This window comes from Streptomyces longhuiensis, assembly GCF_020616555.1.
GTDB lineage: Bacteria > Actinomycetota > Actinomycetes > Streptomycetales > Streptomycetaceae > Streptomyces > Streptomyces longhuiensis.
In genome coordinates this window covers 3557211-3583526 of sequence record NZ_CP085173.1, presented here as the reverse complement: position 1 = coordinate 3583526, position 26316 = coordinate 3557211, and the positions used below count along the sequence as shown (strand labels likewise).

The following is a 26316-nucleotide window of genomic DNA, read 5'->3' as shown; positions in this document are numbered from 1 at the left end:
GGATTGGGGGGTGCGCCGGGGCTCGCGATACGAGGGGGCGCGGCCAATTTGTATCAAGCACGGGGAGGGTGAAAACAGCCGGGCCGGTGTGATCTGGGCCACGTTCTGTTTGCGGGGTAGGAGTGGGGGTAAGCGAGCTTGTTTTTCCGGGGCGCCGGGTCGCGGCCCCGGCCCCGTTCCGGGGGCGCCGGCTGCCGTTCCGTACGCCGTGCTACGCGCGTTGTCCGGGGGGTATCAGGCACACTGTGCGGACCCTCACCACTCTGGGGAGCCCACCGTGAACTCCATCGACCCGGCGCATGTGGATCCGCTCGCCCGGCTGCGCACCCCCGCCGATCCGGCCTGCGACGTCTATCTGACGGGGACCGTCTTCCTCGACATCATCTTCACGGGGCTGGACAGCGCCCCCGTGCGGGGGACCGAGTCCTGGGCGCGCGGCATGGGGTCCAGCCCCGGCGGTGTCGCCAACATGGCCACCGCCCTGGCGCGGCTCGGACTGCGGACGTCGCTGGCAGCCGCCTTCGGGGACGACCACTACGGCGAGTACTGCTGGGACAGCCTGGAGCAGGGTGAGGGCATCGACCTGACGTCGTCGCGGACCGTCGCCGGCTGGCACTCGCCCGTCACCGTCTCCATGGCGTACGAGGGCGAGCGGACCATGGTCAGCCACGGTCACGAGCCGCCGCCGGAGGAGCCCGCCCCCCAGTGCCCGCCGCAGGCACGCGCCGCCGTCGCGTCGCTGGCCCCCGGGACGAGCGAGCCCTGGATCGCCACGGCCGCGGACCGCGGGACGCGGATCTTCGGTGACGTGGGATGGGACGACACGGGCCGCTGGGACCTGAGCTCCCTCGACGACCTGTCGCGCTGCGAGGCCTTCCTGCCGAACGCCGAGGAAGCCATGCGCTACACCCGTACGTCCTGCCCCCGGGCCGCCGCGCACGCACTGGCCGAACACGTGCCGATGGCCGTGGTCACCCTGGGTGCCGAGGGCGCCTACGCCGTGGACGCGGGCAGCGGGGAGACCGCCTCCGTGCCCGCCATCGAGGTCGCCGCCCTGGACCCCACCGGGGCCGGTGACGTGTTCGTCGCCGGGTTCGTGACCGGGACGCTCGCGGGGTGGCCGCTGGCCGACCGGCTCGCCTTCGCCGGACTGACCGCCGCCCTGTCCGTGCAGGAGTTCGGCGGATCACTGTCCGCGCCCGGCTGGTCGGAAATAGCTGCCTGGTGGCGGCATGTGCAGGCCTACGACGACCAGGAGCCCGCCGCCCTGCGCCGGTACGCCTTCCTGGAGGCGCTGCTGCCCGAGGCCGGCCGGCCGTGGCCCCTGAGGCGTGCGGTGCCGACGATCGGCTTCGGGCGGTCCGTGTAGGCCCGCGGAAAAGGCCTACGGCGTTGTCGGTGCACCGACGTACCCTGGGCAGTGCAAGGCTGTCGACGCGGCGCGAGCCCCCGCACGAGGAGGATGAGCAGGCCTTCAGTGCCGGCCCATGACTCAGACACCCACCGCTCAGGCGCGAGCGCATTTCACGGTCCCGGCGAACCATCCCATGGTGACCGTCCTCGGATCGGGCGACGCGCTCCTTCGCGTGATCGAGAAGGCCTTCCCGGCGGCCGACATCCATGTCCGGGGCAATGAGATCAGCGCTGCGGGCGACGCGACGGAAGTCGCCCTCATCCAGCGCGTGTTCGACGAGATGATGCTGGTGCTCCGCACCGGACAGCCGATGACGGAGGACGCAGTGGAACGCTCGATCGCCATGCTCAAGGCGAGCGAGAACGGGGAGGGTGACGGCCAGGAGACCCCGGCCGAGGTTCTCACTCAGAACATTCTCTCGTCGCGGGGCCGGACCATCCGTCCGAAGACCCTCAACCAGAAGCGCTACGTCGACGCCATCGACAAGCACACCGTCGTCTTCGGGATCGGCCCCGCCGGTACGGGCAAGACCTATCTCGCGATGGCCAAGGCCGTGCAGGCCCTGCAGTCCAAGCAGGTCAACCGCATCATCCTGACCCGGCCCGCCGTGGAGGCGGGGGAGCGGCTCGGATTCCTGCCGGGCACGCTCTACGAGAAGATCGACCCCTATCTGCGCCCCCTGTACGACGCGCTGCACGACATGCTCGACCCGGACTCCATCCCCCGCCTGATGGCCGCGGGCACGATCGAGGTGGCGCCGCTGGCCTACATGCGAGGCCGCACGCTGAACGACGCCTTCATCATCCTGGACGAGGCGCAGAACACGAGCGCCGAGCAGATGAAGATGTTCCTCACCCGGCTCGGCTTCGACTCGAAGATCGTGGTCACGGGTGACGTGACGCAGGTCGACCTGCCGAGCGGCACGAAGAGCGGCCTGCGGCAGGTCCAGGACATCCTGGAGGGCCTCGACGACGTCCACTTCTCGCGGCTCACGTCCGAGGATGTCGTCCGGCACAAGCTCGTCGGCCGTATCGTCGACGCGTACGAGAAGTACGACAGCCAGCACGGCACCGAGAACGGCTCGCACCAGGGCCGCGGCAGAGGGAAGTAGCAAGCACCGCATGTCGATCGACGTCAACAACGAGTCCGGAACCGAGGTCGACGAGCAGGCGATCCTCGACATCGCCCGCTACGCGCTCGCGCGGATGCGCATCCACCCGCTCTCCGAGCTCTCGGTGATCGTCGTGGACGCCGACGCCATGGAGCAGTTGCACGTGCAGTGGATGGACCTGCCGGGGCCCACGGATGTCATGTCGTTCCCGATGGACGAGCTGCGGCCGCCGTCGAAGGACGACGAGGAGCCCCCGCAGGGCCTGCTCGGCGACATCGTGCTGTGCCCGGAGGTCGCGAAGAAGCAGGGCGAGGACGCGCCCACGCAGCACTCCATGGACGAGGAGCTCCAGCTGCTCACCGTGCACGGGGTGCTGCACCTGCTCGGCTACGACCACGAGGAGCCCGACGAGAAGGCCGAGATGTTCGGGCTCCAGGCGGCCATCGTGGACGGGTGGCGTGGCGACAAGGGCCTGACCGGTCCGTCCCCCGCGCCCACCGTCTCATGAGTCCTTCGCTCGTCGCGGGCGCCGTCGCCCTCGTCGTGGTCGCCTGGCTGGCGGCCTGCGCCGAGGCCGGCATCGCCCGCACCTCCAGCTTCCGCGCCGAGGAGGCCGTCCGGTCCGGGCGGCGCGGCAGCGACCGGCTCGCCCAGGTGGCCGCCGACCCGACCCGCTATCTGAACGTGGCCCTGCTGGTCAGGGTCGCCTGCGAGATGGCCGCCGCCTCGCTGGTCACGTACGCCTGTCTCCAGGAGTTCGACGCGACCTGGGAGGCGCTGGCCGTCGCCATCGGCGTGATGGTGCTCGTCTCGTACGTGGCCGTCGGCGTCTCGCCCCGCACCATCGGGCGCCAGCACCCGCTGAACACGGCCACGGCCGCCGCGTACGTGCTGCTGCCGCTGGCCCGCGTCATGGGCCCCATCCCGCCGCTGCTCATCCTCATCGGCAACGCACTGACCCCCGGAAAGGGGTTCCGGCGCGGGCCCTTCGCCTCCGAGGCCGAGCTGCGCGCCATGGTCGACCTCGCCGAGAAGGAGTCCCTCATCGAGGACGAGGAGCGCCGCATGGTGCACTCCGTCTTCGAGTTGGGGGACACCCTGGTCCGCGAAGTCATGGTCCCCCGCACCGACTTGGTCGCCATCGAGCGGTACAAGACGATCCGGCAGGCGCTCACGCTGGCGCTGCGGTCCGGGTTCTCCCGCATCCCGGTCACCGGCGAGAGCGAGGACGACGTCGTCGGCATCGTGTATCTCAAGGACCTGGCCCGCAAGACGCACATCAGCCGGGACGCCGAGAGCGAGCTCGTCTCGACCGCGATGCGGCCCGCCACGTTCGTGCCCGACACGAAGAACGCGGGCGACCTCCTGCGCGAGATGCAGCAGCTGCGCAACCACGTCGCCGTCGTGATCGACGAGTACGGCGGCACCGCGGGCATCGTCACCATCGAGGACATCCTCGAGGAGATCGTCGGCGAGATCACCGACGAGTACGACCGTGAACTGCCGCCCGTGCAGGACCTCGGCGACGAGCGCTTCCGCGTGACGGCCCGCCTCGACATCGGCGACCTCGGCGAGCTGTACGGCATCGAGGAGTACGACGACGAGGACGTGGAGACCGTCGGCGGGCTCCTCGCCAAGGCGCTCGGCCGCGTGCCGATCGCGGAGGCCTCCTCCGTCGTCGAACTGCCCGACGGACGAGCGCTGCGGCTCACCGCGGAGGCCGCCGCGGGCCGGCGCAACAAGATCGTGACCGTGCTCGTGGAGCCGGTGGGCGAAGAGGGGGAGTGACGTCGTGACGCCGCAGGAGCTGCGCGCCTTGTGTCTGTCGTTCAACGCGGCCGTCGAGGAGTTCCCCTTCAACCCCGACACGTCCGTCTTCAAGGTCCTGGGCAAGCTCTTCGCCCTGACGAACCTGGACGCGCGGCCCCTCACCGTCAACCTCAAGTGCGACCCCGAGGACGCGGTGCGCCTGCGCGCCGAGCACGACGCGATCGTGCCCGGCTGGCACATGAACAAGCGGCACTGGAACACGGTGACCGTCGGCGAACTCCCGGACAGGATGGTCCGGGAGCTCGTGGAGGACTCGTACGACCTCGTGGTGGCCGGCCTGCCGAGGGCCGAGCGCCTCAAGCTCGACCGTGGCTGACGAGGGCAGGGCGCACCGCGGCGGGAGCTGCGCGCGTTCCCGACGAACCGCCGCGCTGCGACTGCGTGATGGACAACGACACGGCCGCGACGCCGGAGTGGCCGGCGACGTCCGAGGGGCGGCGTGGGGCCGTGCACCCCGTTGCCGGGCTGCCGTCGTGGCGTTCCTTATGCTCACCCCATGACTGAGAGCAACGACCTCACCGCCGAGGACCGCAAGATCGTCACGCTGGCGCGCAGCGCCCGCGCCCGCAACGGTGTGCCCGAGGGGGCCGCCGTACGGGACGAGACGGGGCGCACGTACGTGGCGGGCACCGTCGCGCTGGACTCCCTGAAGCTCTCCGCGCTGCGGACCGCCGTCGCGATGGCCGTGGCGTCGGGGGCGCAGTCGCTGGAGGCCGCCGCCGTCGTCTCCGACGGTCCGGAGGCCGACGCGCAGGACCTGGCGGCAGTACGGGATCTCGGAGGCGCGGGTACACCGGTGTTCCTCGCGGGGCCCGACGGCGTGGTGCACGGGGCCGTCGCCGCAGGCTGAGCCGGCGGCCACGGGCCGGAACGGCTACAACGCGTCCGGCCCCCGCTCGCCCGTCCGTACGCGGACGACGGTCTCCACCGGGACCGCCCACACCTTGCCGTCACCGATCTTCCCGGTCTGCGCCGCGCCGACGATCGCGTCGATGACCGGGTCGAGGTCCGCGTCCTCGACGACGACCTCGATCCGGACCTTGGGGACGAGGTCGATCCGGTACTCGGCCCCTCGATAGACCTCGGTGTGGCCGCGCTGGCGCCCGTACCCGCTGGCCTCCGTGACGGTCAGACCCTGCACGCCGAGCTCCTGGAGGGCGGTCTTGACCTCGTCCAGGCGGAACGGCTTGACGATCGCGGTCACGAGCTTCATGCGGAGGGCTCCTTCGGCGGGGCGGAGTGGGCGGTGTGCGGGGCGGTGTGTCCGGCGTGGACGCCGTGATCGTAGGCGGTCTCCGCGTGCACCGTCTGGTCGAGGCCCGTCAGCTCCTCGTCGGCGGAGGCCCGGAAGCCCATCGCCCGGTCGATCGCCTTGCCGATCCCGTACGTCACCAGGAACGTGTACGCCGCGACGGTGAGCACGGCGACCGCCTGCCTGCCGAGCTGTCCGAACCCGCCCCCGTAGACCAGGCCCTCTTTGCCGCCGGTCATCGTGGCCGTCGCGAACAGGCCGATCAGCAGGGTGCCGACGACACCGCCGACGAAGTGCACACCGACGACGTCCAGCGAGTCGTCGTAGTCGAAGCGGAACTTCCACGCGACGGCGTACGAGCAGACGACGCCCGCCACCAGACCGACCACGCAGGCGCCCAGCACGCCGACCACGCCGCACGCCGGGGTGATCGCGACCAGGCCGGCGACGGCACCGGACGCCGCGCCGAACGTCGTGGGGTGACCGTCGCGCTTGTGCTCCACGAAGAGCCAGCCGAGCAGGCCGGTGCAGCCCGCGATCAGCGTGTTGAGGACGGACGCGGCCGCCAGGCCGTTCGCGGCGAGGGCCGAGCCGCCGTTGAAGCCGAGCCAGCCGAACCAGAGCAGCCCCGCGCCCGTCATCACCATCGGCAGGTTGTGCGGGCGCATCGCTTCCTTCTTGAAGCCGAGACGCGGGCCCAGGATCAGGCACAGGGCCAGACCGGACGCGCCCGAGGCGATCTCCACGACGAGTCCGCCCGCGAAGTCGAGCCCGCCGAGCGACTGCGAGATCCAGCCGCCGGGGCCCCACACCCAGTGCGCCACGGGAACGTATACGAGCAGTGTCCACACCGGCACGAACACCAGCCAGGCCGCGAACTTCGTGCGGTCCGCGACCGCGCCGCTGATCAGCGCGGCCGTCAGGAACGCGAAGGTGAGCTGGAAGGTGGAGAACAGGAACGTGGGGACCGTGCCGGTCAGGCTGTGCGGGGTGATGCCCGCCATGCCCGCGTGCTCCAGACCGCCGATGAGGCCCGCGAACGCGTCGTCGCCGAACGCGAGCGAGTAGCCGGCGACCAGCCAGACGACGGTGACCAGCGCGATCGACACGAACGACATCAGCAGCATGTTCAGGACGCTCTTCGTGCGGACCATGCCGCCGTAGAAGAGGGCCAGGCCGGGCGTCATCAGGAGGACGAGCGCGGTCGCGGCCAGCAACCACGCGGTGTCGCCGGTGTCGAGGCCGGTGGCGGCGGCCAGCGGCGCGTTCTCGGTCTGCACGGGGGTCTCCTCGGGCGTGGGGGCGGACGACGAGCCTCACCGTCGCGCGTTTCCGTTCGCTGACCCGCGCGTTTCCGCGGTGTTTCGTGTTGCGCGGGGGTTTCGGGAGCCTCACGACGGACCTGCTTGCCCCGCAGGTGCGGCAGGGCGCGGAGGATCAGGGACAATGGGCGCCATGAGCGTTCGTACCCAGTCATCCGAGCCGTCCGGGGAAGCGTCCCACCGGGCCGGCTTCGCCTGCTTCGTCGGCCGCCCCAACGCGGGCAAGTCCACCCTCACGAATGCTCTGGTCGGCAAGAAGGTCGCGATCACCGCGGACCAGCCGCAGACCACGCGGCACACGGTGCGCGGCATCGTGCACCGGCCCGACGCGCAGCTGATCCTGGTCGACACCCCGGGCCTGCACAAGCCGCGCACGCTGCTGGGCCAGCGGCTCAACGACGTCGTGCGCACGACGTGGGCCGAGGTCGACGTCATCGGCTTCTGCCTGCCCGCGAACGAGAAGCTCGGCCCCGGCGACCGCTTCATCGCCAAGGAGCTCGCCTCCATCAAGAAGACGCCGAAGGTCGCGATCGTCACCAAGACCGACCTCGTCGACAGCAAGCAGCTCGCCGAGCAGCTCATCGCCATCGACCAGCTCGGCAAGGAGCTCGGCTTCGAGTGGGCGGAGATCGTGCCCGTCTCGGCCGTCGGCGACAAGCAGGTCGGCCTGCTCGCCGACCTCCTCGTCCCGCTGCTGCCGGAGGGTCCCGCGCTCTACCCGGAGGGCGACCTCACGGACGAGCCCGAGCAGGTCATGGTGGCGGAGCTGATCCGCGAGGCCGCGCTGGAGGGCGTGCGCGACGAGCTGCCGCACTCCATCGCCGTCGTCGTCGAGGAGATGCTGCCGCGCGAGGACCGCCCGGCGGACCGGCCGCTCCTCGACATCCACGCCTTCGTCTACATCGAGCGCCCCAGCCAGAAGGGCATCATCATCGGCCCGAAGGGCAAGCGCCTCAAGGACGTGGGCATCAAGTCCCGCAAGCAGATCGAGGCACTCCTCGGCACCCCCGTCTTCCTGGACCTGCACGTGAAGGTCGCGAAGGACTGGCAGCGGGACCCGAGGCAGCTGCGCAAGCTGGGGTTCTGAGGCAGGGCGGGCGGGTCGAGGCGCTTTTCGGCACGCCTGCCACGCGGCGGCAGTCGCGTATTGACGGAGTCCGGACGTGCACGTGAAGGTCGCGAAGGACTGGCAGCGGGACCCGAGGCAGCTGCGCAAGCTGGGGTTCTGAGGCAGGGCGGGCGGGTCGAGGCGCTTTTCGGCACGCCTGCCACGCGGCGGCAGTCGCGTATTGACGGAGTCCGGACGTGCACGTGAAGGTCGCGAAGGACTGGCAGCGGGACCCGAGGCAGCTGCGCAAGCTGGGGTTCTGAGCCGGAATCCGCGCCGGCTGCGCAGGCTCGGCTTCCAGGTTCGGCAGGCGCTAGCTCTCGTACGTGCTCGGGGTCAGGTCCTGGAGGCCCACGACCCTCAGCAGCTCCAGGCGTTCGTACGCCTCCGTGCCCGGTCGTGCCGAGTGCACGACGAGCTGCTGGTCGTGGCCGTCGCTGAGCAGTACCTCGCAGTCGAGGTCGAGGGCGCCGACCACGGGGTGCAGGAAGCGCTTCGGTGAGGGGCGGCGCACCACGACGTCGTGCGACTGCCACAGTTCCTCGAACTCCCTCGACCCGGCGCGCAGTTCGGCCACGAGGGCGGCCGGCCCCGGGTCGTCGGGGCGGGCCGCGGCGACCTTCCGCAGGCTCGCCACGTGGGCACGGGCGTGCGCCTCGTGGTTCTCGGGCGGGAACATGGGCCGGGTCGCCGGGTTCGTGAACCAGTCGCGGATCACGTTCCTGCCGGTGTGGTCGCCGGTCAGGGCCACCGACATCGTGTTCTGGGCGAGCATCTCGCCCCAGTCGCTGATCACCGACGCCGGCAGGTCGTGCAGCCGGTCCAGGATCAGAAGCAGGCCCGGCCGCACATGCCCGGACGAACGGCCAGGACGGGGCGGCTCCTCGCCCGCCAGATGGAACAGGTGGTCGCGCTCGGCGTCGTCGAGCCGCAGCGCACGGGCCAGCGCCGTCAGCATCTGCCGCGACGGATGGGAGCCGCGGCGCTGCTCCAGGCGCGTGTAGTAGTCCGTGGACATCCCGGCGAGCTGCGCCACCTCCTCGCGGCGCAGCCCCGGCGTGCGGCGCCGCGGGCCCGCGGACAGGCCCACGTCGGGGGGCGCCAGGCGGGCGCGGGAGCGGCGGAGGAAGTCGGCGAGTTCGGCTCGGTTCACCTCTTCAGGATCGCTCGGAACCGGTCTCGTAACCAGGGAGCGCCAGTCCCCGGACAACCGCGTCTCTCCCGCCCGGCCCGCCACGCGCGCAGGCTCAGGACATGGCTACGAACACGAGGAGGCAGCCATGCTGACACTGGTCACAGGTGCGACGGGCAAGGTCGGACAGAGGTTCGTGCCGCGACTGCTGCAGAACCCGGCGCCGGGCGACCGGGTGCGGGTGCTCGTACGGGACGCGGCACGCGGCGAGCGGTTCGCCGCACTGGGCGCGGACGTGGTGGTGGGCGACCTGCGGGACGCGGACGTGCTCGGCAAGGCGACGGCCGGGGCGGACGCCGTGGTGAACGTCGCCGCGGCCTTCCGCGGAGTGCCCGACGAGGAGGCGCGGGCGGTCAACAGGGACGCCGCCATCGAGCTGGCCCGGGCCTCCGTGGCCTCGGGCGTGCGGCGGTTCGTGCAGGTCAGCACGGGTCTGGTGTACGGCAGCGGGCGCGGCAGGCCGCTGGTCGAGGACGACGAGACGGTGCCGGGCGGTCATCTGTGGGGCGCCTACCCCGAGTCGAAGGGGGAGGCGGAGCGCGCGCTGCGGGCAATGGACGGCCTCGACGATCTCCGCATCGCCCGGCTGCCCTTCGTGTACGGGGACGGGGATTCCCACCTGGCCGACGTGACGCACATGGCGTCGAACTGGCCGGCCATGCAGCGTCTGCACATGGGCCACCACGCGGACGTCGCCCAGGGGCTGCAACGGCTCCTGTACGCGCCGGGCGCGCACGGCGTCTACAACATCGCTGACGACGCTCCGGTCACCTTGGTCGACGTGCTCCAGCTCAACGGCGTGCCGGTGCCGCCGGAGGCGTACGACAAGGTGGACCCGGACCCCTGGGCCGGCGTCATGTCGACGGCCCGCATCCGCCGCGAGCTGGGCTTCCGCCCGCTTTTCCCGTCCGTGTGGACGGCCCTGGACGCCGGCGCGCTGTAGCGCCGGCCCGTCAGGCCACCGACCGGATCCGCCGCACCAGGAGCGCCCCCGCGAGCCCGATCACCGCCGCGACCAGGTACAGGACGCGGTAGCCGCCGAGGTACGTGACGATCGGCGCGGCGAGCGCGGGCGCGGCGACCTGGGGCAGGGAGTTGGCGACGTTGATGACGCCCAGGTCCTTGCCCCGGTCCATGGCCTTGGGCAGGACGTCCGTCATCAGGGCGAAGTCGACCGAGGTGAAGACGCCGAAGCCGACGCCGAGGACCGCCGCCGCGACGATCGCGCCGGGCCAGGTCTGCCACCCGGCCAGCGCGGCCGTCGCCACGGCCATCAGGACGCCCGACCAGATCACGAAGGGTTTGCGGCGCCCCACCCGGTCGGAGGCGACCCCGGCCACGACGACGGTGCACAGCAGGGTCACGCCGTTGACCGCCGTCAGGATCAGCACGCCCTGGTCGGGGTCGCCGTAGTGGAGGCGGTCGCGCAGGTAGTAGAGGAGGTACAGGAGCACCAGCGCGTTGCTGAGGTTGATCAGGAAGCGGGTCAGCCAGGCCCACGCGAGGTCGGGGTGTCGGCGGGGGCTCAGCCAGAACCCGGCCAGGAAGGTCCGCCAGCCCCACGGCGGCCGGTCCGCCGGGGCGAGCCGCAGGTCCGGATGGCGCAGCACGTACGGCAGGACGCCCACCAGGGCGAACACCGCGCACGCCGTGTACCCGGCGCCGATCCCGCCCACGACCGTCGCGAGCCCCGTGCCGACGACCACGCCCAGGATCTGCGCGGCCCCCAGCCAGCCGCCCACGGCGCCGCGCTGGAGCCGCGGCACCCGGTCGGGCACGGCCGCCGTCACCGCCGCGAACGCCGCGTTCAGCGTCAGCTGCACCAGGCACCAGCCGGCCGCCATCGTCCACACGGACCCGGCCCCCGCCAGCAGGAGCAGCGCACACGCGCCGCCGCCCGCGCCCGCCACGATCCACGGCGTACGCCGCCCGAACCGCGACACCGTACGGTCCGAGAGCGCGCCGAAGAACGGGTTCGCGGCGAGCGACACCACGGCGCCCGCCCCGGTCACCCACGCGAGCAGCGTCTCCTTGGACATGCCGGTGCCGGGCGCGAAGTCCTCGGCCTGGAGGGCGAGCAGGATCTGCAGGGGCCCGTACCAGCCGACCCAGATCGCCCCGTTGGCCAGCGACAGCGCGGCCGTCCAGCCGCGCCCGACCCGCTCGACGGGCTCGTCGAGCGCCGCGACGGCGGCTGTCATGCGCGCTGCGCCCGCAGCACGTCCCGCAGCCAGTGGTACGACGCCTTCGGCGTGCGCTCCAGAGTCGCGTAGTCGACGTGGACGAGGCCGAAGCGGCGCGCGTAGCCCTCCGCCCACTCGAAGTTGTCCATCAGCGACCACACGAAGTAGCCGCGCACGTCGACCCCCGCCTCCAGAGCGCGGTGCAGGGCCCGCAGATGGCCGCCCAGGTACGCGATCCGCTCCTGGTCGTCCACACCCTCGTAACTGCAGCCGTTCTCGGTGATGACCAGGGGCGGGAGCCGGTCGCCGTAGCGGTCGCGGAAGGCGAGGAGGAGCTCGGTGAGCGCTTCGGGGACCACCGGCCAGCCGAAGTCCGTGACGGGGTATCCCTCGATCTCCCTCGGGGAGAAGGGGAGTTCGGGCGGCAGGGTGAGGCCGGAGAACTCCGTCGCCTCGCCGGAGGTGAGCGGCGCGCCCACCTTGGTCGGCTGGTAGAAGTTGATCCCGTACCAGTCGACGGGCTCCGCGATCACCTTCAGGTCGGCGTCCACGTCGCCCGGCATCAGGTCGCCGATCCCCTCCGGGTAGGCGCCGAGGAGCAGCGGATCGGCGAAGAGCCGGTTGAGGAGCACGTCGTAGAAGTCCGCGGCCTCACGGTCGGCGGGGTCGTCGGAGGCGGGCCAGGTCGGGCCGTGCGAGTTCGCTATCCCGATGTCCGTGGCGCCTGCCGCGCGCAGCGCCCGTACGGCCAGTCCGTGGGCGAGGAGCTGGTGGTGGGCCACCGGCAGCGCGTCGAACAGGAGCTGCCTGCCGGGCGCGTGCTGGCCGAGCGCGTGGCCGAGGAGGGTGTGCTCGGCGGGCTCGTTGAGGGTGATCCACTTCCGTACGCGGTCGCCGATACGGTCCGCGACCTGGGCCGCGTAGTCCGCGAAGAGCGACGCCGTGTCCCGCTTCAGCCAGCCGCCCGCCTCCTCCACGGACAGCGGGGTGTCCCAGTGGAAGAGCGTCGGCACGGGCTGTACGCCCGCCGCGCACAGCGCGTCGACGAGCCGGTCGTAGAAGTCGAGGCCGCCCGGCGACATGACGCGCGGCCAGGAGACGGAGAAGCGGTACGCCCCGACCCCGAGGCCGGCGATCAACTCCACGTCCTCGCCGTAGCGGTGGTAGTGGTCGCAGGCGACGGCGGCCGTCGAGCCGTCCTTCACCCGCCCGGGCTGTGCCGTGAACGCGTCCCACACCGAGGGGAGACGCGCGTCGATCGCGCCCTCGATCTGGTGGGCCGAGGTGGACACGCCCCACAGGAAGTCGTGCGGGAACTGAGGTACCGGTTCGCTCGCTGCCATGCGCGCGATCATGCGTACCGGCGGTAACGGAAGTCAACGCCCCTGCAGGAAAAGGTCGTTGCACCCCCGAAACGCGGCTATGCCCCTTCCTTCAGGACCCGCGAGATCAGCCCCCGCTGCTCGTCCGTGAGCCGCGGGTCCGCGCAGTACACGGTCTTCCCGTCCACCGTGATCGTGTAGCTGAACCCGTCCGGCACCCCTACCGGCGGCGTGCCCCGGCCCGCGGCCAGCGCCCGCTCGGCCAGGGCGTGCCACTCGTGGGCGTCGGCGCGGCCCGAGGTGTCGACCTCGGCCCGCCGCTCGATGCCGGCGAATCCTCCGGTACGGATGACCTGAATACGCATGGGACCTGTCTACTCCAGCGGCCGCCCGCTGCCCAGCCGGGCGGCCGCCGAGCCCTGTGCCTGAGCCGGCTCTACTCCGTCGGCACGCCGACCTGCGACCAGGCCTTCTGGACGGACTCCAGCTCCTCGCCGCCCTTGAAGCGGGTGCGCGCCGCCTTCACCGTCAGCTTCGCGAAGTCCGCGAAGGACGCGTCCTGTGCCAGCTCGCCGCCGGTCAGGACGTCGTACCAGATCTGCCCGGCCCGCTCCCACGCGTTGCCGCCGAGCGCCACGGCCAGCAGGTAGAAGGCGTGGTTCGGGATGCCGGAGTTGATGTGCACGCCGCCGTTGTCGCTGCTCGTCCGCACGAAGTGGTCCATGTCGGCGGGCTGCGGGTCCTTGCCGAGCACGTCGTCGTCGTACGCCGTGCCGGGCGCCTTCATGGAGCGCAGCGCCTTGCCGGTGACGCGCGGCGCGAGGAGGCCCGCGCCGATCAGCCAGTCGGCGTCGGCGGCGCTCTGGCCGAGCGAGTACTGCTTGATCAGGGAGCCGAAGACGTCCGACACCGACTCGTTCAGGGCGCCCGGCTGCCCGAAGTAGGTGAGGTTCGCCGTGTACTGGGTGACGCCGTGCGTCAGCTCGTGGCCGATCACGTCGACCGGAATGGTGAAGTCGAGGAAGATCTCGCCGTCCCCGTCGCCGAACACCATCTGCTCGCCGTTCCAGAACGCGTTGTTGTAGTCGTTGTCGAAGTGCACGGACGCGTTCAGCGGCAGACCGCTGCCGTCGATGGAGTCGCGGGCGAACTTCTCCAGGTACAGCTCGAAGGTCGCGCCGAGGCCCGCGTACGCGCGGTTGACGGTCGCGTCCTTGCCGGGCTCGTCCCCCTCGCCGCGGACCTTCGTGCCCGGCAGCTCGGTGCGGTGGCCCGCGTCGGAGACCGTGCGGTGCGGCTTGTGCTCGACGGCGCCCGCGGGCGCGGCCACCGAGGGGGCGCCGATCACGGTGGTCAGACGGCGGCGCGTGCGCTCCAGGGCGTCGCGTTCCAGGGTGCGGCGGGCCGGCGCCGAGAACGCGGGGTCGGCTGACCGGGCGGCCTTGTCGAGGATGTGGGGCGGCACGATGGTGCAGAAGACGGGCTCGAAGCCCGTACGGTTCGCGGTCATGGCGGCAATGTGGCACTGCGTGATCTCACTGTCACTACCCGCAGCCAGAATTCATGAAATAGAGGTATTCGTCACCTCTTGCCCGTTACCTGGCGTCGGTCCCGCATACTGATACACACCCGCGTCCCTCCCACGGCTGGGTTAGGCTGCGACGCATCATGCGTTACGGGCTGCTTCTCCTTAGCTGCCGCGGCGAGGGCCTGTAGTCGAGGCCGACCCCCTCCCCGCGGAGTTCGGTGTTGCGCTTAGACCGTCGGCCGTCCTTCCGGACACACCCGAGGAGCCCCCGCACATGCCGAACTTCCAGCGCCCCACTTCCATGCCGGTCCACAAGTACGGGCAGTACGAGCAGGTCGACATCCCCGACCGCACGTGGCCCGGCAAGCGCGTCACCGTCGCCCCCCGCTGGCTCTCCACCGACCTGCGCGACGGCAATCAGGCGCTGATCGACCCGATGTCCCCGGCCCGCAAGCGCGAGATGTTCGACCTCCTGGTCCGCATGGGCTACAAGGAGATCGAGGTCGGCTTCCCCGCCTCCGGCGAGACCGACTTCGCGTTCGTACGGTCGATCATCGAAGAGGGCGCGATCCCGGACGACGTGACGATCTCCGTGCTGACGCAGGCGCGCGAGGAGCTCATCGAGCGCACGGTCCAGTCCCTGAAGGGCGCCAAGCGCGCGACGGTGCACCTGTACAACGCGACGGCGCCGACCTTCCGCGAGATCGTCTTCCGCGGCTCCAAGGAGCAGATCAAGCAGATCGCCATCGACGGCACGCAGCACGTCATGGACTACGCGGAGAAGATCCTGGGCCCCGAGACGACCTTCGGCTACCAGTACAGCCCCGAGATCTTCACCGACACCGAGCTGGACTTCGCACTGGAGGTCTGCGAGGCGGTCATGGAGGTCTACAAGCCGGGTCCCGGCCGCGAGATCATCCTCAACCTGCCTGCCACGGTGGAGCGTTCGACGCCGTCCACGCACGCGGACCGCTTCGAGTGGATGCACCGCAACCTGTCGAACCGCGAGTACGTCTGCCTGTCCGTGCACCCGCACAACGACCGCGGCACGGCCGTCGCCGCCGCCGAGCTGGCCCTGATGGCCGGCGCCGACCGCATCGAGGGCTGCCTGTTCGGCCAGGGCGAGCGCACCGGCAACGTCGACCTGGTCACGCTGGGCATGAACCTGTTCTCGCAGGGTGTCGACCCGCAGATCGACTTCTCCGACATCGACGAGATCCGGCGCACCGCCGAGTACTGCAACCAGATGGAGGTCCACCCGCGCCACCCCTACGCGGGCGACCTGGTCTACACGTCCTTCTCCGGCTCCCACCAGGACGCCATCAAGAAGGGCTTCGAGGCGATGGACGCGCGGGCCGAGGCGGCCGGCAAGTCCGTCGACGACATCGAGTGGGCGGTCCCGTACCTGCCCATCGACCCGAAGGACGTCGGCCGCTCCTACGAGGCCGTCATCCGCGTCAACTCGCAGTCCGGCAAGGGCGGTATCGCGTACGTCCTAAAGAACGACCACAAGCTGGACCTGCCGCGCCGCATGCAGATCGAGTTCTCGAAGATCATCCAGGCGAAGACGGACGCCGAGGGCGGCGAGGTCACGCCGAAGGAGATCTGGTCGGTCTTCCAGGACGAGTACCTGCCCAACTCCGAGAACCCGTGGGGCCGCATCCAGGTCAAGGCCGGGCAGAGCACGACCGACACGGACGGCGTCGACACGCTGACCGTCTCGGCCGACGTCGACGGCGAGGCCACCGTCCTGACGGGTACGGGCAACGGACCGATCTCGGCGTTCTTCGACGCCCTGCAGGCCGTCGGCATCGACGCCCGCCTGCTGGACTACCAGGAGCACACGATGAGCGAGGGCGCCTCCGCGCAGGCCGCCTCGTACATCGAGTGCGCGATCGGCGACAAGGTCCTGTGGGGCATCGGCATCGACGCGAATACGACACGCGCGTCGCTGAAGGCCGTGGTCTCCGCGGTCAACCGCTCCGCACGCTGACCCAGGTCACCGGCACCTTCACCGGCCCCGTCCGCCCTCGTGGCGGGCGGGGCCGCGTCGTATACCGGCCACGGTCCCGTACAAGGTGATGACGCCGTATCAACAATGTGGCTAACATCACGCCCAACCAGGCGATGTGGCCTGGGGGTCGACGGAGGTGTGCGACGTGCTGCCGATTTGGGGACGAACCGACCGTAACGGGCTTGCTGGTCAAGCATCGCTTCCAGTGGCGCGTCCCCTGTCGCGTGTCATCGGCGTCCGCACCGCGTGGACCACCGTCGGCGACGGGGAGTTCTTCTGTCCCGGTTGCGGCGGTGACCGCAACTACCGCCGCCGCACGGGCCGTCGCCGCTTCGTGCTCCTCGGCATCCCGCTCGTCCCGCGCGGCGCCACCGGCCCCGTCGTCGAATGCGCCGCCTGCGAGGACCGGTTCGCCGCCGACGTCCTCGACCACCCCACCACGCACCGCTTCTCCGCGATGCTCCGCGACGCCGTCCACACCGTCGTCCTCGCGGTCCTCTCCGCGGGCGGAGCTTCCTCCCGTACGGCCCTCGAGACCGCCGTCGCGACCCTGCGCGGCGCCGGGTTCGACGACTGCACGGACGTCCGACTCGCCGCGCTCGTCGAGGCGTTGCTCACCGACGCGGGCCGCGTCCCCGAGCACTGCGGGCCCGGCGCCGGACTCGCCATCGAACTCCACGAGGCCCTCGACCCGCTCGCCCCGCACCTCGCCCCCGCCGGACGCGAGTCGATCCTCCTCCAGGGCGCCAGGATCGCGCTCGCCGACGGGCCCTACACGCCCGCCGAACGCGACGTGCTCAGCACCGCGGGCGCCGCCCTCACCATGTGCACCGACGAGGTGTCCCAGCTCCTGGAAGCGGCCCGCACCCCGTCGTGACGCCGTACGGCGGGCTCGTACTCCCCAGGGAGTATCGAGCCGCCGCACGCACCCCCGGCAGTACCCCGCACCTCGCCCTCACGCCCGACGAACCGAGGCCTCCCCGACGGGAGTCTGGAGACGTCCTGTCCGACCGGACGGCGACACCGGACACCGTGATGTGAGGGAGGCCCACCGATGGGGGGCGTACCGACAAAGAGGCGCCGGGCAGCCGTGCCCTGGACGCTGCTCGGCCTGTGGATCGTCCTGCTCGCGATCGCCGGACCCTTCGCCGGCAAGCTGAGCGACGTCCAGCACGACCGGGCCGTCGACTATCTGCCGGCCGGCGCCGACTCCACGCAGGTGGCGAAGATCCAGGACGAACTGCCGGGCGGCGAAAGCACCGAACTCGTCCTCGTCTACCACCGCGACGGCGGACTCACCGCCGCCGACCGCACCACGGCCGCCGCCCAAATCGCCCGCGTCGACCGGACCTTCGACCTCACCGCGGTCCCGAAGGGCGTACCGTCCCATGACGGCGCCACCCTCATGTACCCGGTCGCCAGCACCACCCCGGGGCACGACGAGAAGGCCCGCGACGCCTTCGTCGACGACGTGCGCGACATCGCCCACGACACCGGAGGGCTGAGTGTCGACACCGGCGGGGCAGGCGCACTCGCCACCGACGCGAGCGAGGTCTACGGCTCGCTCGACGGCCCCCTGCTCTACACGACCGTCGCCGTCGTCGCGATCCTGCTCATCCTCATCTACCGCAGCCCCTTCCTGTGGCTCGTGCCGCTCGTCGTCGCGGGCGTCGCCGACTTCCTGTCGATGGGCGTCGCCTACGGGCTCCATCAGGCGTTCGGCACCACCGTCAGCGGCCAGAGCTCCGGCGTCATGACGATCCTCGTCTTCGGCGCGGGCACCGACTACGCGCTGCTCCTCGTCTCCCGCTACCGCGAGGAACTGCGCCGTGTCGAGCGGCCCCACGACGCGATGCGGGCCGCCCTGCGCGGTTGCGGGCCCGCCGTCCTCGCCTCGTCGGGGACCGTCGCCGTCGGCCTGTTCTGCCTGCTCGCCGCCGACCTCAACAGCAGCCGCGGCATGGGACCGCTCGGCGCCGTGGGCGTCCTGTGCGCGCTCGTCGCCATGCTGACGCTGCTGCCCGCCGTCCTCGTCCTGCTCGGAAGGCGCGTGTTCTGGCCGCTCGTCCCGGCGTACGGCTCCACGCCCAAGGCCCGCAGGTCCCTGTTCGCGGCGATGGGCAGCTCGGCCGGGCGCAGGCCGCTGACCGTCCTCGCCTCCGGCGCCCTGCTCCTCGGGGCGCTCGCGCTCGGCGTGTTCAGCCTGCCCGGCAGCCTCAAGCAGGAGGACACCTTCACCGACAGGCCGGACTCCGTCGTCGCGATGCAGACCCTCGCCGCCGCCTACCCCGAGCGCGGCACCCAGCCCATCAGCGTGATCACGCCGACGGGCCGCGCCGGCGAGACGCTCGCCACCGCGCGCGACGTGCCCGGGGTCGCCGCCGCCGAGCGCGTGCGCAGCGGACACGGCTGGACGGAGATCTCCGTCACCGCCTCCGCCCCGCCCCAGTCCACGGGCGAGACCACCACCATCGAGACCCTGCGCGACCGGCTCGACGGCAAGGGGTCGTACGTCGGCGGACAGAGCGCCCAGCAGCTCGACCTGAAGGACACCAACTCCCGTGACCGCAAGGTCGTCGTGCCGATCGTCCTGGCCGCCGTCCTGCTGATCCTCGTCGTGCTGCTGCGCAGCCTCGTGGCGCCGCTGATCCTGCTCGGCGCGGTCGTCGCCGTGTGGGGCGCCTCGCTCGGCATCGCCGGGCTCGTCTTCGGGCCGCTGTTCGGCTTCCAGGGCACCGACCCCGGACTCGGCCTGCTGACCTTCGTGTTCCTCGTCGCCCTCGGCGTCGACTACGGCATCTTCCTCATGCACCGCATGCGCGAGGAGTCCCTCGCGGGCGCCGAACCCGGAGCCGCCGCGCTGACCGCGCTGCGCACCACGGGAGGAGTGATCGCCTCGGCGGGACTCGTCCTCGCCGCGACCTTCTCGGTCCTCACCAACATGCCGCTGGTGTCGCTCGTCGAGATGGGCTTCGTCATCGCGGTCGGCGTGCTCCTGGACACGTTCCTCGTCCGCACGTACCTGGTGACGTCGGCGAGCATGGCCCTCGGCCGTACGGTGTGGTGGCCCGGGCCGCTGTCCAGGAAGCCGCAACCCCTGCCACCGGCGGAGGAACCGGAGCGCACCCTCGCGCCCACACCCTGACCGCCCCGCGGACCCCACGGCGCCCCTCTCTCCCCGGAGGGGCGTCCTCCGTGCCCTCCTGACGGAAGATGAACCGGTGGACGTCAAACACATCCTGGTCCCGGGCCTCGGCCGGCGCGACGTCAGCGCCGCCCGGACCCTGCGCGAGGACACGCTCCTGGCCGCTGCCGCGGCGGTCGCCGCCGTCGTGATCGCCCTGACGACGAGCGGCAACGGCCGTCACCCCGACGCGCTCGGCTGGGCCCTGCTCCTGGCCGCGCACGTCCCGTCGGCGTTCAGGCGGCGGGCGCCGGTACGGGCGTTCCTCGGCCTCGTCGTCTGCGTAGCCCCGTACCACGCGCTCGACTACAACCACACGGCGCCGATGGTCGTCTCCATGACCGCCCTCTACACGGTCGCATCGACAGGGCGCCCCCTGCGCACCCTGTTCCTCGGTGCCGGCGTCCTCGGCATCATGCTCGGCGTCAAGTTCGGCGAGGGCATGACCGAGGGCACGGAGGCGCTGCGGATCTCCGGCTGGATCGTCGCGTTCCTGCTGGTCGGCGTCATCGTCCGGGTCCACCGGCAGTACGTCGCCTCGGTCGTGGAGCGTGCCGAGCGGGCCGAACGCACCCGCGAGGAGGAGGCGCGGCGCCGGGTCGCGGAAGAGCGGCTGCGCGTCGCCCGCGACCTGCACGACCTGCTCGCCCACAGCATCACCCTCGTCGGCGTCCAGACGTCGGTGGCCGCCCACGTCCTGCACGCCGACCCGGACCGCCTGGACCGCGCCGCCGTCGCCAAGGCGCTCGACGACATCGCCGAGACCTGCCGCACCGCCCGCGGCGAACTGCGCGCCACGCTCGAAGTGCTGCGCGCCGGCCCCGACGACAGCCGCGGCCCGCTCCCCGGGCTCGACGGGCTGCCGGACCTCGCCGAGGCCGCCCGCACCGCCGGAGCCACCGTCGACCTGTCCGTCGAGAACGTGGAGGCGCCGCCCGCCGTGGGCGCCGCGGCCTACCGCATCGTCCAGGAAGCACTCACGAACGCCGTCCGGCACGGCGGCCCCGGACTCACCGTCCGCGTCGGCATCCGCAGCCTCGGCGACGCCCTCCACCTGCGCGTCGCCGACGACGGCACACCACCGGCCACGTCCACGTCCACGTCCACGGCCACGTCCTCGTCCGAGCCCGACCGGCCCGCTGGCTTCGGCCTGCTCGGCATGCGCGAGCGGGCCCGCAGCGTGGGCGGCACCCTCGACGCCGGGCCGCGCGCCCAGGGCGGATTCGAAGTCGCGGCGGTCCTGCCGACCGGGGTGGCCCGGTGACCGGGGCCCAGCCCGTGCGCGTACTTCTCGCCGACGACCAGACCCTCGTGCGGGCCGCGTTCGCGATGCTCGTCGAGTCCGCGCCCGACATGGAGGTCGTCGGCCAGGCCGGTACCGGCCGCGAGGCCGTGGAACAGGCCCGCACGCACCGTGCCGACCTGATCGTCATGGACATCCGCATGCCCGACCTCGACGGCATCGAGGCGACCCGCCTGCTCGCCGCCGACGAGGACCTCGCGGGAGTCAAGGTCCTGATGCTGACGACGTACGACACCGACGAACACGTCGTCGAGGCGCTGCGGGCGGGCGCGTCCGGGTTCCTCGTCAAGGACACCAAGCCGGCCGAACTCCTCGACGCCATCCGTACCGTGGCCGCCGGCGAGTCCCTGCTGTCGCCCGGCCCCACGGCCCGCCTGATCGCCCGCGTCCTGCGCGCCCCGGCCGAACCCGGGCCCGTCCCGCCCGGCCTCGCCGCGCTCACCGACCGCGAGCGCCAGGTCCTGACCCTCGTGGCGCGCGGCCTCACCAACACGGAGGCGGCCGAGGTCCTCGGCCTCAGCCCTCTCACGGCGAAGACGCACGTGAGCCGCATCATGGGCAAGCTGGGCGCGCGCGACCGGGCCCAACTCGTCATCGTGGCCTACGAGTCGGGCCTGATCGAGCCGGGAGGCGCCTGACCGCTCGGCTACAGCAGCCCCGCCGCCGCGAGGAACTTCCCCACCCGCTCGATCTCCTCCTCGGACAGCGGGATCTGCGGATCCGCCGTCAGCGGGCAGTCGATCACGCCCCGCAGATACAGGGCCGCCTTGAACGCCCCGAGCGCGGACGAGCTCCCGCCCATCCGCGCCGGATCCCCCACCCGCACCATCCGGAACAGCGCACACAGCCGCTCCTGCTCGACCCGCGCCCGCTCCCGGTCACCGGCCCGGCAGTACGCGTACAGCCGCGCGTAGCCGGCCGGATCGACGTTCCCGAGGCCCGGCACCACCCCGTCCGCACCCATCGCGAGCGCCGAGTCCACGGTCAGCTCGGACCCGGTCAGGACGCTGAACCCCGTGATGTCGGTGCGGGAGCGCGCGCCGACGACGACCTCGCGGAACGCGCCCTCGTCACCGCTGGAGTCCTTCAGGCCGGCGAGCGTCCCGTCTGCGGCCAGGTCGAGGACGAGGTCGGCGCCCAGCTTGGAGTGCACCGACACCGGCAGGTCGTAGGCGAACACCGGCAGGCCGCACCGCTGGGCCAGGAGCCGGAAGTGGCGGGCGATCTCGGCCGGGTGGGTGCGCGTGTAGAAGGGCGCCGTGGCGACGATCGCGTCCGCGCCCGCCTCCGCCGCCGTACGGGCGTGGTCGAGGACGCGCAGGGTCGCCATGTCGATCGCCCCGGCCAGGACGGGCAGCTGACCGGCGACATGACCCACGACGGTGTCGACGACCACTTTGCGGTGCCGGTCGGGCAGGAAGGCCGCCTCGCTGGAGGAGCCGAGCACGAAGAGCCCGTCGACGCCACCCGCGACGAGGTGGTCGACGAGGCGCACGAGAGAGCCGACGTCCACCTCGTGGTCCGGGGTCAGGGGGGTGCAGACGGGCGGGACGACTCCGGTCAGCGGGGTGTGTGGCGTCATGAGATCTCCTGGACGAGTTCGTGCGTGGACTGGCCCTCGCGCACGGGATGGTGACAGCGGAACCGATGCCCCTCACCGCCCGGCTCGAACTCCGGCATCGCCTCCGCGCACACCTCGTCGGCCTTCCAGCACCGCGTACGGAACGGGCAGCCGCTCGGCGGACGCGTCGCCGACGGCACCGGGCCGACCAGCGGGATCGGGTCGATCGGGTCGAGCAGCCCGGGCGTCGCCGAGAACAGCGCACGGGTGTACGGGTGCCTGGCCCGGTCGAGCACGTCGTCCGACGGCGACTCCTCCACGATCCGGCCCAGATACATCGTGATCACGCGGTCGCTCATGCGCCGCACGGTCTGGATGTCGTGCGAGACGAACACGAGGGCGAGGCCGAGGCGTTCCTTGAGGTCGAGCAGCAGATTCAGGATCTGCGCCCGCACCGACACGTCGAGCGCGCTCGTCGGCTCGTCCGCCACGACCAGCGCGGGTTCGAGGGCGAGGGCGCGGGCGATCGCCACGCGCTGGCGCTGCCCGCCCGACAACTGCCCGGGCAGCGCCCCGGCGAGCGCGCCCGGCAGTCCGACCAGGGACATCAGCTCCCGTACGCGTTCCGCGCGTGTGGCGGGTGTGCCGCGGCGGTGGACGTCGAGGGGGTCGCGCAGGATCTGGCGGGCGGTCAGGCGCCGGTTCAGGGCCGTCGACGGATCCTGGAAGATCATGCCGACGCCCTCGCCGACGGTGGCGCGCCGCTCGCCCGGCTTCATGGTCCACAGGTCGTGGCCGTCCACGACGACCGTGCCGGACGTCGGGCGCTGCACCCCCACGAGGACCTTGGCGAGCGTCGACTTGCCGCAGCCCGACTCGCCGACCACGCCGACCGTCTCGCCGCGCGCCACGGACAGGTCGGCCCCGGTCAGGGCGTACACTCGGTCGCGGGCGAACAGGCCGCCGGAGCGGGCCCGGTGCACCACGTGGGCATCCCTCAACTCGACCACGGGATCCGTCACTTCAGAGCCTCGCTTCCCCGGGGAGCCGGAACCGTGGGCGGCGGGACCACCGCCGGATGGTGACAGGCCGACGCGTGCCGCCGGCCGCCGAGCAGGTCGGGCGCCGTCGTCCGGCACACCTCGCTCGCCATCGGGCACCGGTCGGCGAACCGGCAGCCCGCGGGGAAGTCGGCCGGTGACGGCACGACGCCCCTGATCTGCGTCAGCCGGTCCGCCGCCGTCTCCAGCGAGAGGACCGAGCCGAGCAGCCCGCGCGTGTAGTGGTGGGTGGGCGCCTCGACGAGGTCCGCCGTCACGCCCGTCTCCACGATCTGCCCGCCGTACATCACGACCACCCGGTCCGTGACGTCGGCGACGAGCGCCAGGTCGTGCGAGACGAGGATCAGCGCGAAGCCCAGCTCCTCGCGCAGCCGCAGCAGCAGCTCGATGACCTGCGCCTGCACGGTCACGTCGAGCGCGGTCGTCGGCTCGTCGGCGACGATCAGCTTGGGGCTGCGCGACAGGGCCATCGCGATCAGGACGCGCTGGCGCTGGCCGCCCGACAGCTCGTGCGGATAGCTGCGCAGGGTCCGCTCGGGGTCGAGGCCGACGAGGGAGAGCAGCTCGGCCGGGGTGCGCCGGCCACCGCGGCGGACGACCTGCTTGAGCTGGGAGCGCACGGTCATCGCCGGGTTCAGGGACGACAGGGCGTCCTGGTAGATCATCGCCATGTCGTGGCCGAGGAGCCGGCGCCTGGCGCCCATCGAGCGGCCGATCAGCTCCTGGCCGTCGAAGGTGACCCGGCCGCGGATCCGCGCGCCCGTGGGTTCGAGCCCCATCACGGTCAGCGCGGTCAGCGACTTGCCGCACCCCGACTCGCCGACCAGGCCGAGGACCTCACCGGGCCGCACGTCGAACGTGATGCCGTCGACGATGTCCACGCCACCGTGCCGCGCGTCGAAGCCGATCGCGAGATCGGTGACCTGGAGGACGGGGTCACCCTCGGGCAGGGGCCGGGCACGGGACCTCAGCCGGGTGGCGGCCTCGGTGAGGCCGGGCAGTTCGAGGACGGTGCCGCTGCCGGGCTTCGGCGCTTCGAGACGGTCCGCCTCCACGCCGGACACGTCGCGCGCGGCGGGCGCGGCCCACGCGTCGGACACGCCCTCGGACAGGACGTTGAGCGCGAGCACCGTGAGCAGCATCAGCAGGCCGGGGAAGACGGTCGCCCACCAGCCCCCGATCAGGACCATGTTCTTGCCGTCCGCGATGACACTGCCCCAGGACGGGTCGGGCGGCCGGACCCCCGCCCCGATGAACGAGAGCGACGCCTCGAAGACGATGGCCTCCGCGACCTGCACCGTGCAGAACACCAGGACCGGCGCCGCGCAGTTGACCGCCACGTGCCGCAGCACGATGTGCGGCGTGCGCGCTCCGATGACCCGCTCGGCCGTCACGTAGTCCTCGCCGTACTGGTCGAGCACGTTGGCCCGTACGACACGGGCGACCGGCGGAGTGAACAGGAACGCGATCGCGCAGATGAGTACGGGGATGCCGCCGCCGAACACGGCGACGAGGACGGCCGCGAGAGCGATCCCGGGGAACGCCATCACGACGTCGAGGCAGCGCATCAGCGTCTCGTCGACCGCCTTGCGCGACGTCGCCGCGATCGCGCCGAGCACCGCGCCCACCACCAGCGCGAGCAGCGTCGCGCCGAGCCCGATGGCCAGCGACCAGCGCGCCCCGTACATCAGCCGGCTGAGGATGTCGCGGCCCAGGCTGTCCTGGCCCATCCAGTGACTGCCCGACGGGTGCCCGGTGCCGTCGGTCTGCGACTGCTGGTCGAGCGGGTCATGGGGTGCGAGCAGCGGCGCGAACAGCGCCATGAGGACGACGACCGCGACGACGGCGACCGCGATCCGGGACAGGACGGGCAGCCGGCGCAGGGAGCGCAGCCGGATGCCCGGCCGGGACAGCGCCTCGGCGAGCGCTCTGCGGGAGGTGACCATCTAGCTCTGCGCCCCCCTGAGCCGCGGGTTGACCATCAGATACAGGATGTCGATGGCGAGGTTGACGACGACGAACCCGACGGCCGTCGTGAGGACGACCCCCTGGACGACCGCCGGGTCACCGTTCTTCACCGCGTCGATCATCAGCTTCCCCATCCCCGGCAGGGAGAAGATCGTCTCCGTGACGACCGCCCCGCCCAGCAGATAGCCGACCCGCAGTCCGAGCACGGTCAGCGGATTGATCAGGGCGTTGCGCAGCACGTTGCGCCCCACCACGACGACCGGCGGCAGCCCGCTGCCGATCGCCGTACGGACGTAGTCCTTGTCCAGCTCCTCGACCACCGCCGTACGCACGATGCGCGTCAGCTGCGCCGCGACGGGCAGGGACAGCGAGAGCGCCGGGAGCGTCATGCACTTGAGCCAGCCCGTGAAGGAGTCCGCCGGGTTGATGTAGCCGCCGGTCGGGAACCAGCCCTGCCCGACCGCCAGATACTGGATCATCAGCAGCGCCAGCCAGAACCCGGGCGCCGCCACGCCCGTCAGCGACACGACGCGGATGATCTGGTCGAGGAGCCGGTCGCGGTGGATGGCGGCCGTGACACCGAGCACCAGGGACACGACGACCGCGACCGCGAGGCCGAGGAACGTCAGCTGCAGCGTCAGCGGCAGCGCGGTGGTCACCTGGTCGACCACCGGCTGCCGGGTCAGGGCGCTGACGCCCATGTCGCCCCGGACGAGATCGCCCACGAAGTGGAAGTACCGCACGGGCAGCGGATCGAGCAGCCCGTTGCGCTCCCGGAAGTCGTGCAGCTGCTGCGGCGTCGGATTGGCGCCCTGGAAGAACGCCGACGCCGGATCGCTGTCCGAGAACCGCATCACGAGAAACACGAACAGGACGATGCCGAGCAGCAGCGGCACGAGCAGGACCAGGCGGCGGGCCAGAATTCTGGCGATCACGACCACGGGCACGAACTCCCTTGCGAGA

At 71.8% G+C, this 26316-nt stretch carries 24 protein-coding genes; 13 read left to right on the top strand and 11 right to left on the bottom strand.

The features are described 5' to 3' along the window. The first annotated feature begins 277 nt into the window (after positions 1-277). From LGI35_RS16680 to LGI35_RS16655, 6 genes are all read left to right on the top strand, one after another. A complete protein-coding gene (locus tag LGI35_RS16680; protein WP_227294602.1) occupies positions 278-1369 on the top strand; it encodes a carbohydrate kinase family protein in 1092 nt (363 codons plus the stop codon). A 118-nt stretch (positions 1370-1487) separates the two neighbouring features. Then, positions 1488-2525, top strand: coding sequence for a PhoH family protein (locus LGI35_RS16675; RefSeq protein WP_227294601.1), 1038 nt, complete (start codon positions 1488-1490; stop codon positions 2523-2525). 10 nt (positions 2526-2535) lie between these two features. Continuing rightward, positions 2536-3033: an rRNA maturation RNase YbeY gene (ybeY, locus tag LGI35_RS16670; protein ID WP_116513047.1), complete on the top strand. Its 498-nt coding sequence runs from the start codon at positions 2536-2538 to the stop codon at positions 3031-3033. Beyond that, positions 3030-4313 carry a hemolysin family protein gene (locus tag LGI35_RS16665; protein WP_227294600.1) on the top strand — a complete coding sequence of 428 codons (1284 nt, stop codon included), beginning with the start codon at positions 3030-3032 and terminating at the stop codon, positions 4311-4313. Before ybeY ends, LGI35_RS16665 begins: the two co-directional genes overlap by 4 nt. Positions 4314-4317: 4 nt before the next feature. After that, positions 4318-4671 (top strand): MmcQ/YjbR family DNA-binding protein, encoded by a 354-nt coding sequence (locus tag LGI35_RS16660; RefSeq protein ID WP_227294599.1) that lies wholly within the window; start codon positions 4318-4320, stop codon positions 4669-4671. 180 nt (positions 4672-4851) lie between these two features. Further along, a complete protein-coding gene (locus LGI35_RS16655; RefSeq protein WP_227294598.1) occupies positions 4852-5205 on the top strand; it encodes a cytidine/deoxycytidylate deaminase family protein in 354 nt (117 codons plus the stop codon). Positions 5206-5229: 24 nt separating this feature from the next. On the opposite strand, the gene LGI35_RS16650 is transcribed toward LGI35_RS16655, so the two are convergent. Then, entirely contained in the window at positions 5230-5568 is a 339-nt protein-coding gene (locus LGI35_RS16650; protein ID WP_116513051.1) for a P-II family nitrogen regulator, read from the bottom strand. After that, complete coding sequence (locus LGI35_RS16645) at positions 5565-6887, bottom strand: ammonium transporter (protein ID WP_227294597.1); 1323 nt, start codon at positions 6885-6887, stop codon at positions 5565-5567. Before LGI35_RS16645 ends, LGI35_RS16650 begins: the two co-directional genes overlap by 4 nt. A 175-nt stretch (positions 6888-7062) precedes the next feature. Here LGI35_RS16645 and era point away from each other — a divergent pair, with 175 nt between their 5' ends. Beyond that, the gene (gene era / locus LGI35_RS16640; protein ID WP_100594339.1) at positions 7063-8016 is read left to right on the top strand and encodes a GTPase Era; all 954 of its coding nucleotides are present in this window, start codon (positions 7063-7065) and stop codon (positions 8014-8016) included. Between the two features lie 334 nt (positions 8017-8350). On the opposite strand, the gene LGI35_RS16635 is transcribed toward era, so the two are convergent. Beyond that, positions 8351-9190: a helix-turn-helix transcriptional regulator gene (locus LGI35_RS16635; RefSeq protein WP_227294596.1), complete on the bottom strand. Its 840-nt coding sequence runs from the start codon at positions 9188-9190 to the stop codon at positions 8351-8353. A gap of 127 nt (positions 9191-9317) precedes the next feature. Here LGI35_RS16635 and LGI35_RS16630 point away from each other — a divergent pair, with 127 nt between their 5' ends. Continuing rightward, positions 9318-10172, top strand: coding sequence for an NAD-dependent epimerase/dehydratase family protein (locus LGI35_RS16630; RefSeq protein ID WP_227294595.1), 855 nt, complete (start codon positions 9318-9320; stop codon positions 10170-10172). A gap of 10 nt (positions 10173-10182) precedes the next feature. Here the strand turns inward: LGI35_RS16630 and LGI35_RS16625 are convergent, their stop codons facing one another. From LGI35_RS16625 to LGI35_RS16610, 4 genes are all read right to left on the bottom strand, one after another. After that, a complete protein-coding gene (locus tag LGI35_RS16625; protein WP_227294594.1) occupies positions 10183-11430 on the bottom strand; it encodes an MFS transporter in 1248 nt (415 codons plus the stop codon). After that, on the bottom strand, positions 11427-12767 hold the full coding sequence (locus LGI35_RS16620) for a GH1 family beta-glucosidase (protein ID WP_227294593.1): 1341 nt from the start codon (positions 12765-12767) through the stop codon (positions 11427-11429). The genes LGI35_RS16625 and LGI35_RS16620 overlap by 4 nt, the downstream gene beginning before the upstream one ends. A 65-nt stretch (positions 12768-12832) precedes the next feature. Continuing rightward, positions 12833-13099: a protealysin inhibitor emfourin gene (locus LGI35_RS16615; protein ID WP_116513056.1), complete on the bottom strand. Its 267-nt coding sequence runs from the start codon at positions 13097-13099 to the stop codon at positions 12833-12835. 71 nt (positions 13100-13170) lie between these two features. Continuing rightward, positions 13171-14244, bottom strand: coding sequence for a M4 family metallopeptidase (locus LGI35_RS16610; protein WP_227294592.1), 1074 nt, complete (start codon positions 14242-14244; stop codon positions 13171-13173). Between the two features lie 292 nt (positions 14245-14536). Between LGI35_RS16610 and leuA the strand changes: the two genes are divergently transcribed. The 5 genes from leuA (at position 14537) to LGI35_RS16585 (ending at position 21401) form a co-directional block, all read left to right on the top strand. Next, positions 14537-16255: a 2-isopropylmalate synthase gene (gene leuA, locus LGI35_RS16605; protein ID WP_116513058.1), complete on the top strand. Its 1719-nt coding sequence runs from the start codon at positions 14537-14539 to the stop codon at positions 16253-16255. Positions 16256-16481: 226 nt separating this feature from the next. Next, a complete protein-coding gene (locus LGI35_RS16600) occupies positions 16482-17153 on the top strand; it encodes a TerB family tellurite resistance protein (RefSeq protein ID WP_227294591.1) in 672 nt (223 codons plus the stop codon). A gap of 177 nt (positions 17154-17330) precedes the next feature. Continuing rightward, positions 17331-19421: an MMPL family transporter gene (locus LGI35_RS16595; RefSeq protein ID WP_227294590.1), complete on the top strand. Its 2091-nt coding sequence runs from the start codon at positions 17331-17333 to the stop codon at positions 19419-19421. A gap of 76 nt (positions 19422-19497) precedes the next feature. Next, positions 19498-20724 (top strand): sensor histidine kinase, encoded by a 1227-nt coding sequence (locus tag LGI35_RS16590; protein WP_423835708.1) that lies wholly within the window; start codon positions 19498-19500, stop codon positions 20722-20724. Next, positions 20721-21401 carry a response regulator gene (locus LGI35_RS16585; RefSeq protein ID WP_227294589.1) on the top strand — a complete coding sequence of 227 codons (681 nt, stop codon included), beginning with the start codon at positions 20721-20723 and terminating at the stop codon, positions 21399-21401. The genes LGI35_RS16590 and LGI35_RS16585 overlap by 4 nt, the downstream gene beginning before the upstream one ends. Before the next feature lie 8 nt (positions 21402-21409). On the opposite strand, the gene LGI35_RS16580 is transcribed toward LGI35_RS16585, so the two are convergent. From LGI35_RS16580 to LGI35_RS16565, 4 genes are read right to left on the bottom strand one after another with little or no spacing between them, the layout of a single operon-like run. Continuing rightward, positions 21410-22345 (bottom strand): dihydrodipicolinate synthase family protein, encoded by a 936-nt coding sequence (locus LGI35_RS16580; RefSeq protein ID WP_227294588.1) that lies wholly within the window; start codon positions 22343-22345, stop codon positions 21410-21412. Then, positions 22342-23346: an oligopeptide/dipeptide ABC transporter ATP-binding protein gene (locus LGI35_RS16575; protein WP_227294587.1), complete on the bottom strand. Its 1005-nt coding sequence runs from the start codon at positions 23344-23346 to the stop codon at positions 22342-22344. Before LGI35_RS16575 ends, LGI35_RS16580 begins: the two co-directional genes overlap by 4 nt. Then, positions 23343-25331, bottom strand: a complete 1989-nt coding sequence (locus LGI35_RS16570) for a dipeptide/oligopeptide/nickel ABC transporter permease/ATP-binding protein (RefSeq protein ID WP_227294586.1) — start codon at positions 25329-25331, stop codon at positions 23343-23345. The genes LGI35_RS16575 and LGI35_RS16570 overlap by 4 nt, the downstream gene beginning before the upstream one ends. Beyond that, a complete protein-coding gene (locus LGI35_RS16565; RefSeq protein WP_116513064.1) occupies positions 25332-26294 on the bottom strand; it encodes an ABC transporter permease in 963 nt (320 codons plus the stop codon). Positions 26295-26316 lie beyond the last annotated feature (22 nt).

Excerpts from the sequence above, each read along its gene's own strand:
- LGI35_RS16570 (WP_227294586.1), bottom strand. The coding sequence starts at position 25,331 with ATGGTCACCTCCCGCAGAGCGCTCGCCGAGGCGCTGTCCCGGCCGGGC.
- LGI35_RS16620 (WP_227294593.1), bottom strand. The coding sequence starts at position 12,767 with ATGATCGCGCGCATGGCAGCGAGCGAACCGGTACCTCAGTTCCCGCAC.
- LGI35_RS16630 (WP_227294595.1), top strand. The coding sequence starts at position 9,318 with ATGCTGACACTGGTCACAGGTGCGACGGGCAAGGTCGGACAGAGGTTC.
- era (WP_100594339.1), top strand. The coding sequence starts at position 7,063 with ATGAGCGTTCGTACCCAGTCATCCGAGCCGTCCGGGGAAGCGTCCCAC.
- LGI35_RS16595 (WP_227294590.1), top strand. The coding sequence starts at position 17,331 with ATGGGGGGCGTACCGACAAAGAGGCGCCGGGCAGCCGTGCCCTGGACG.
- LGI35_RS16675 (WP_227294601.1), top strand. The coding sequence starts at position 1,488 with ATGACTCAGACACCCACCGCTCAGGCGCGAGCGCATTTCACGGTCCCG.
- LGI35_RS16650 (WP_116513051.1), bottom strand. The coding sequence starts at position 5,568 with ATGAAGCTCGTGACCGCGATCGTCAAGCCGTTCCGCCTGGACGAGGTC.
- LGI35_RS16615 (WP_116513056.1), bottom strand. The coding sequence starts at position 13,099 with ATGCGTATTCAGGTCATCCGTACCGGAGGATTCGCCGGCATCGAGCGG.
- LGI35_RS16655 (WP_227294598.1), top strand. The coding sequence starts at position 4,852 with ATGACTGAGAGCAACGACCTCACCGCCGAGGACCGCAAGATCGTCACG.
- LGI35_RS16610 (WP_227294592.1), bottom strand. The coding sequence starts at position 14,244 with ATGACCGCGAACCGTACGGGCTTCGAGCCCGTCTTCTGCACCATCGTG.
- ybeY (WP_116513047.1), top strand. The coding sequence starts at position 2,536 with ATGTCGATCGACGTCAACAACGAGTCCGGAACCGAGGTCGACGAGCAG.
- LGI35_RS16625 (WP_227294594.1), bottom strand. The coding sequence starts at position 11,430 with ATGACAGCCGCCGTCGCGGCGCTCGACGAGCCCGTCGAGCGGGTCGGG.
- LGI35_RS16580 (WP_227294588.1), bottom strand. The coding sequence starts at position 22,345 with ATGACGCCACACACCCCGCTGACCGGAGTCGTCCCGCCCGTCTGCACC.
- leuA (WP_116513058.1), top strand. The coding sequence starts at position 14,537 with ATGCCGAACTTCCAGCGCCCCACTTCCATGCCGGTCCACAAGTACGGG.
- LGI35_RS16665 (WP_227294600.1), top strand. The coding sequence starts at position 3,030 with ATGAGTCCTTCGCTCGTCGCGGGCGCCGTCGCCCTCGTCGTGGTCGCC.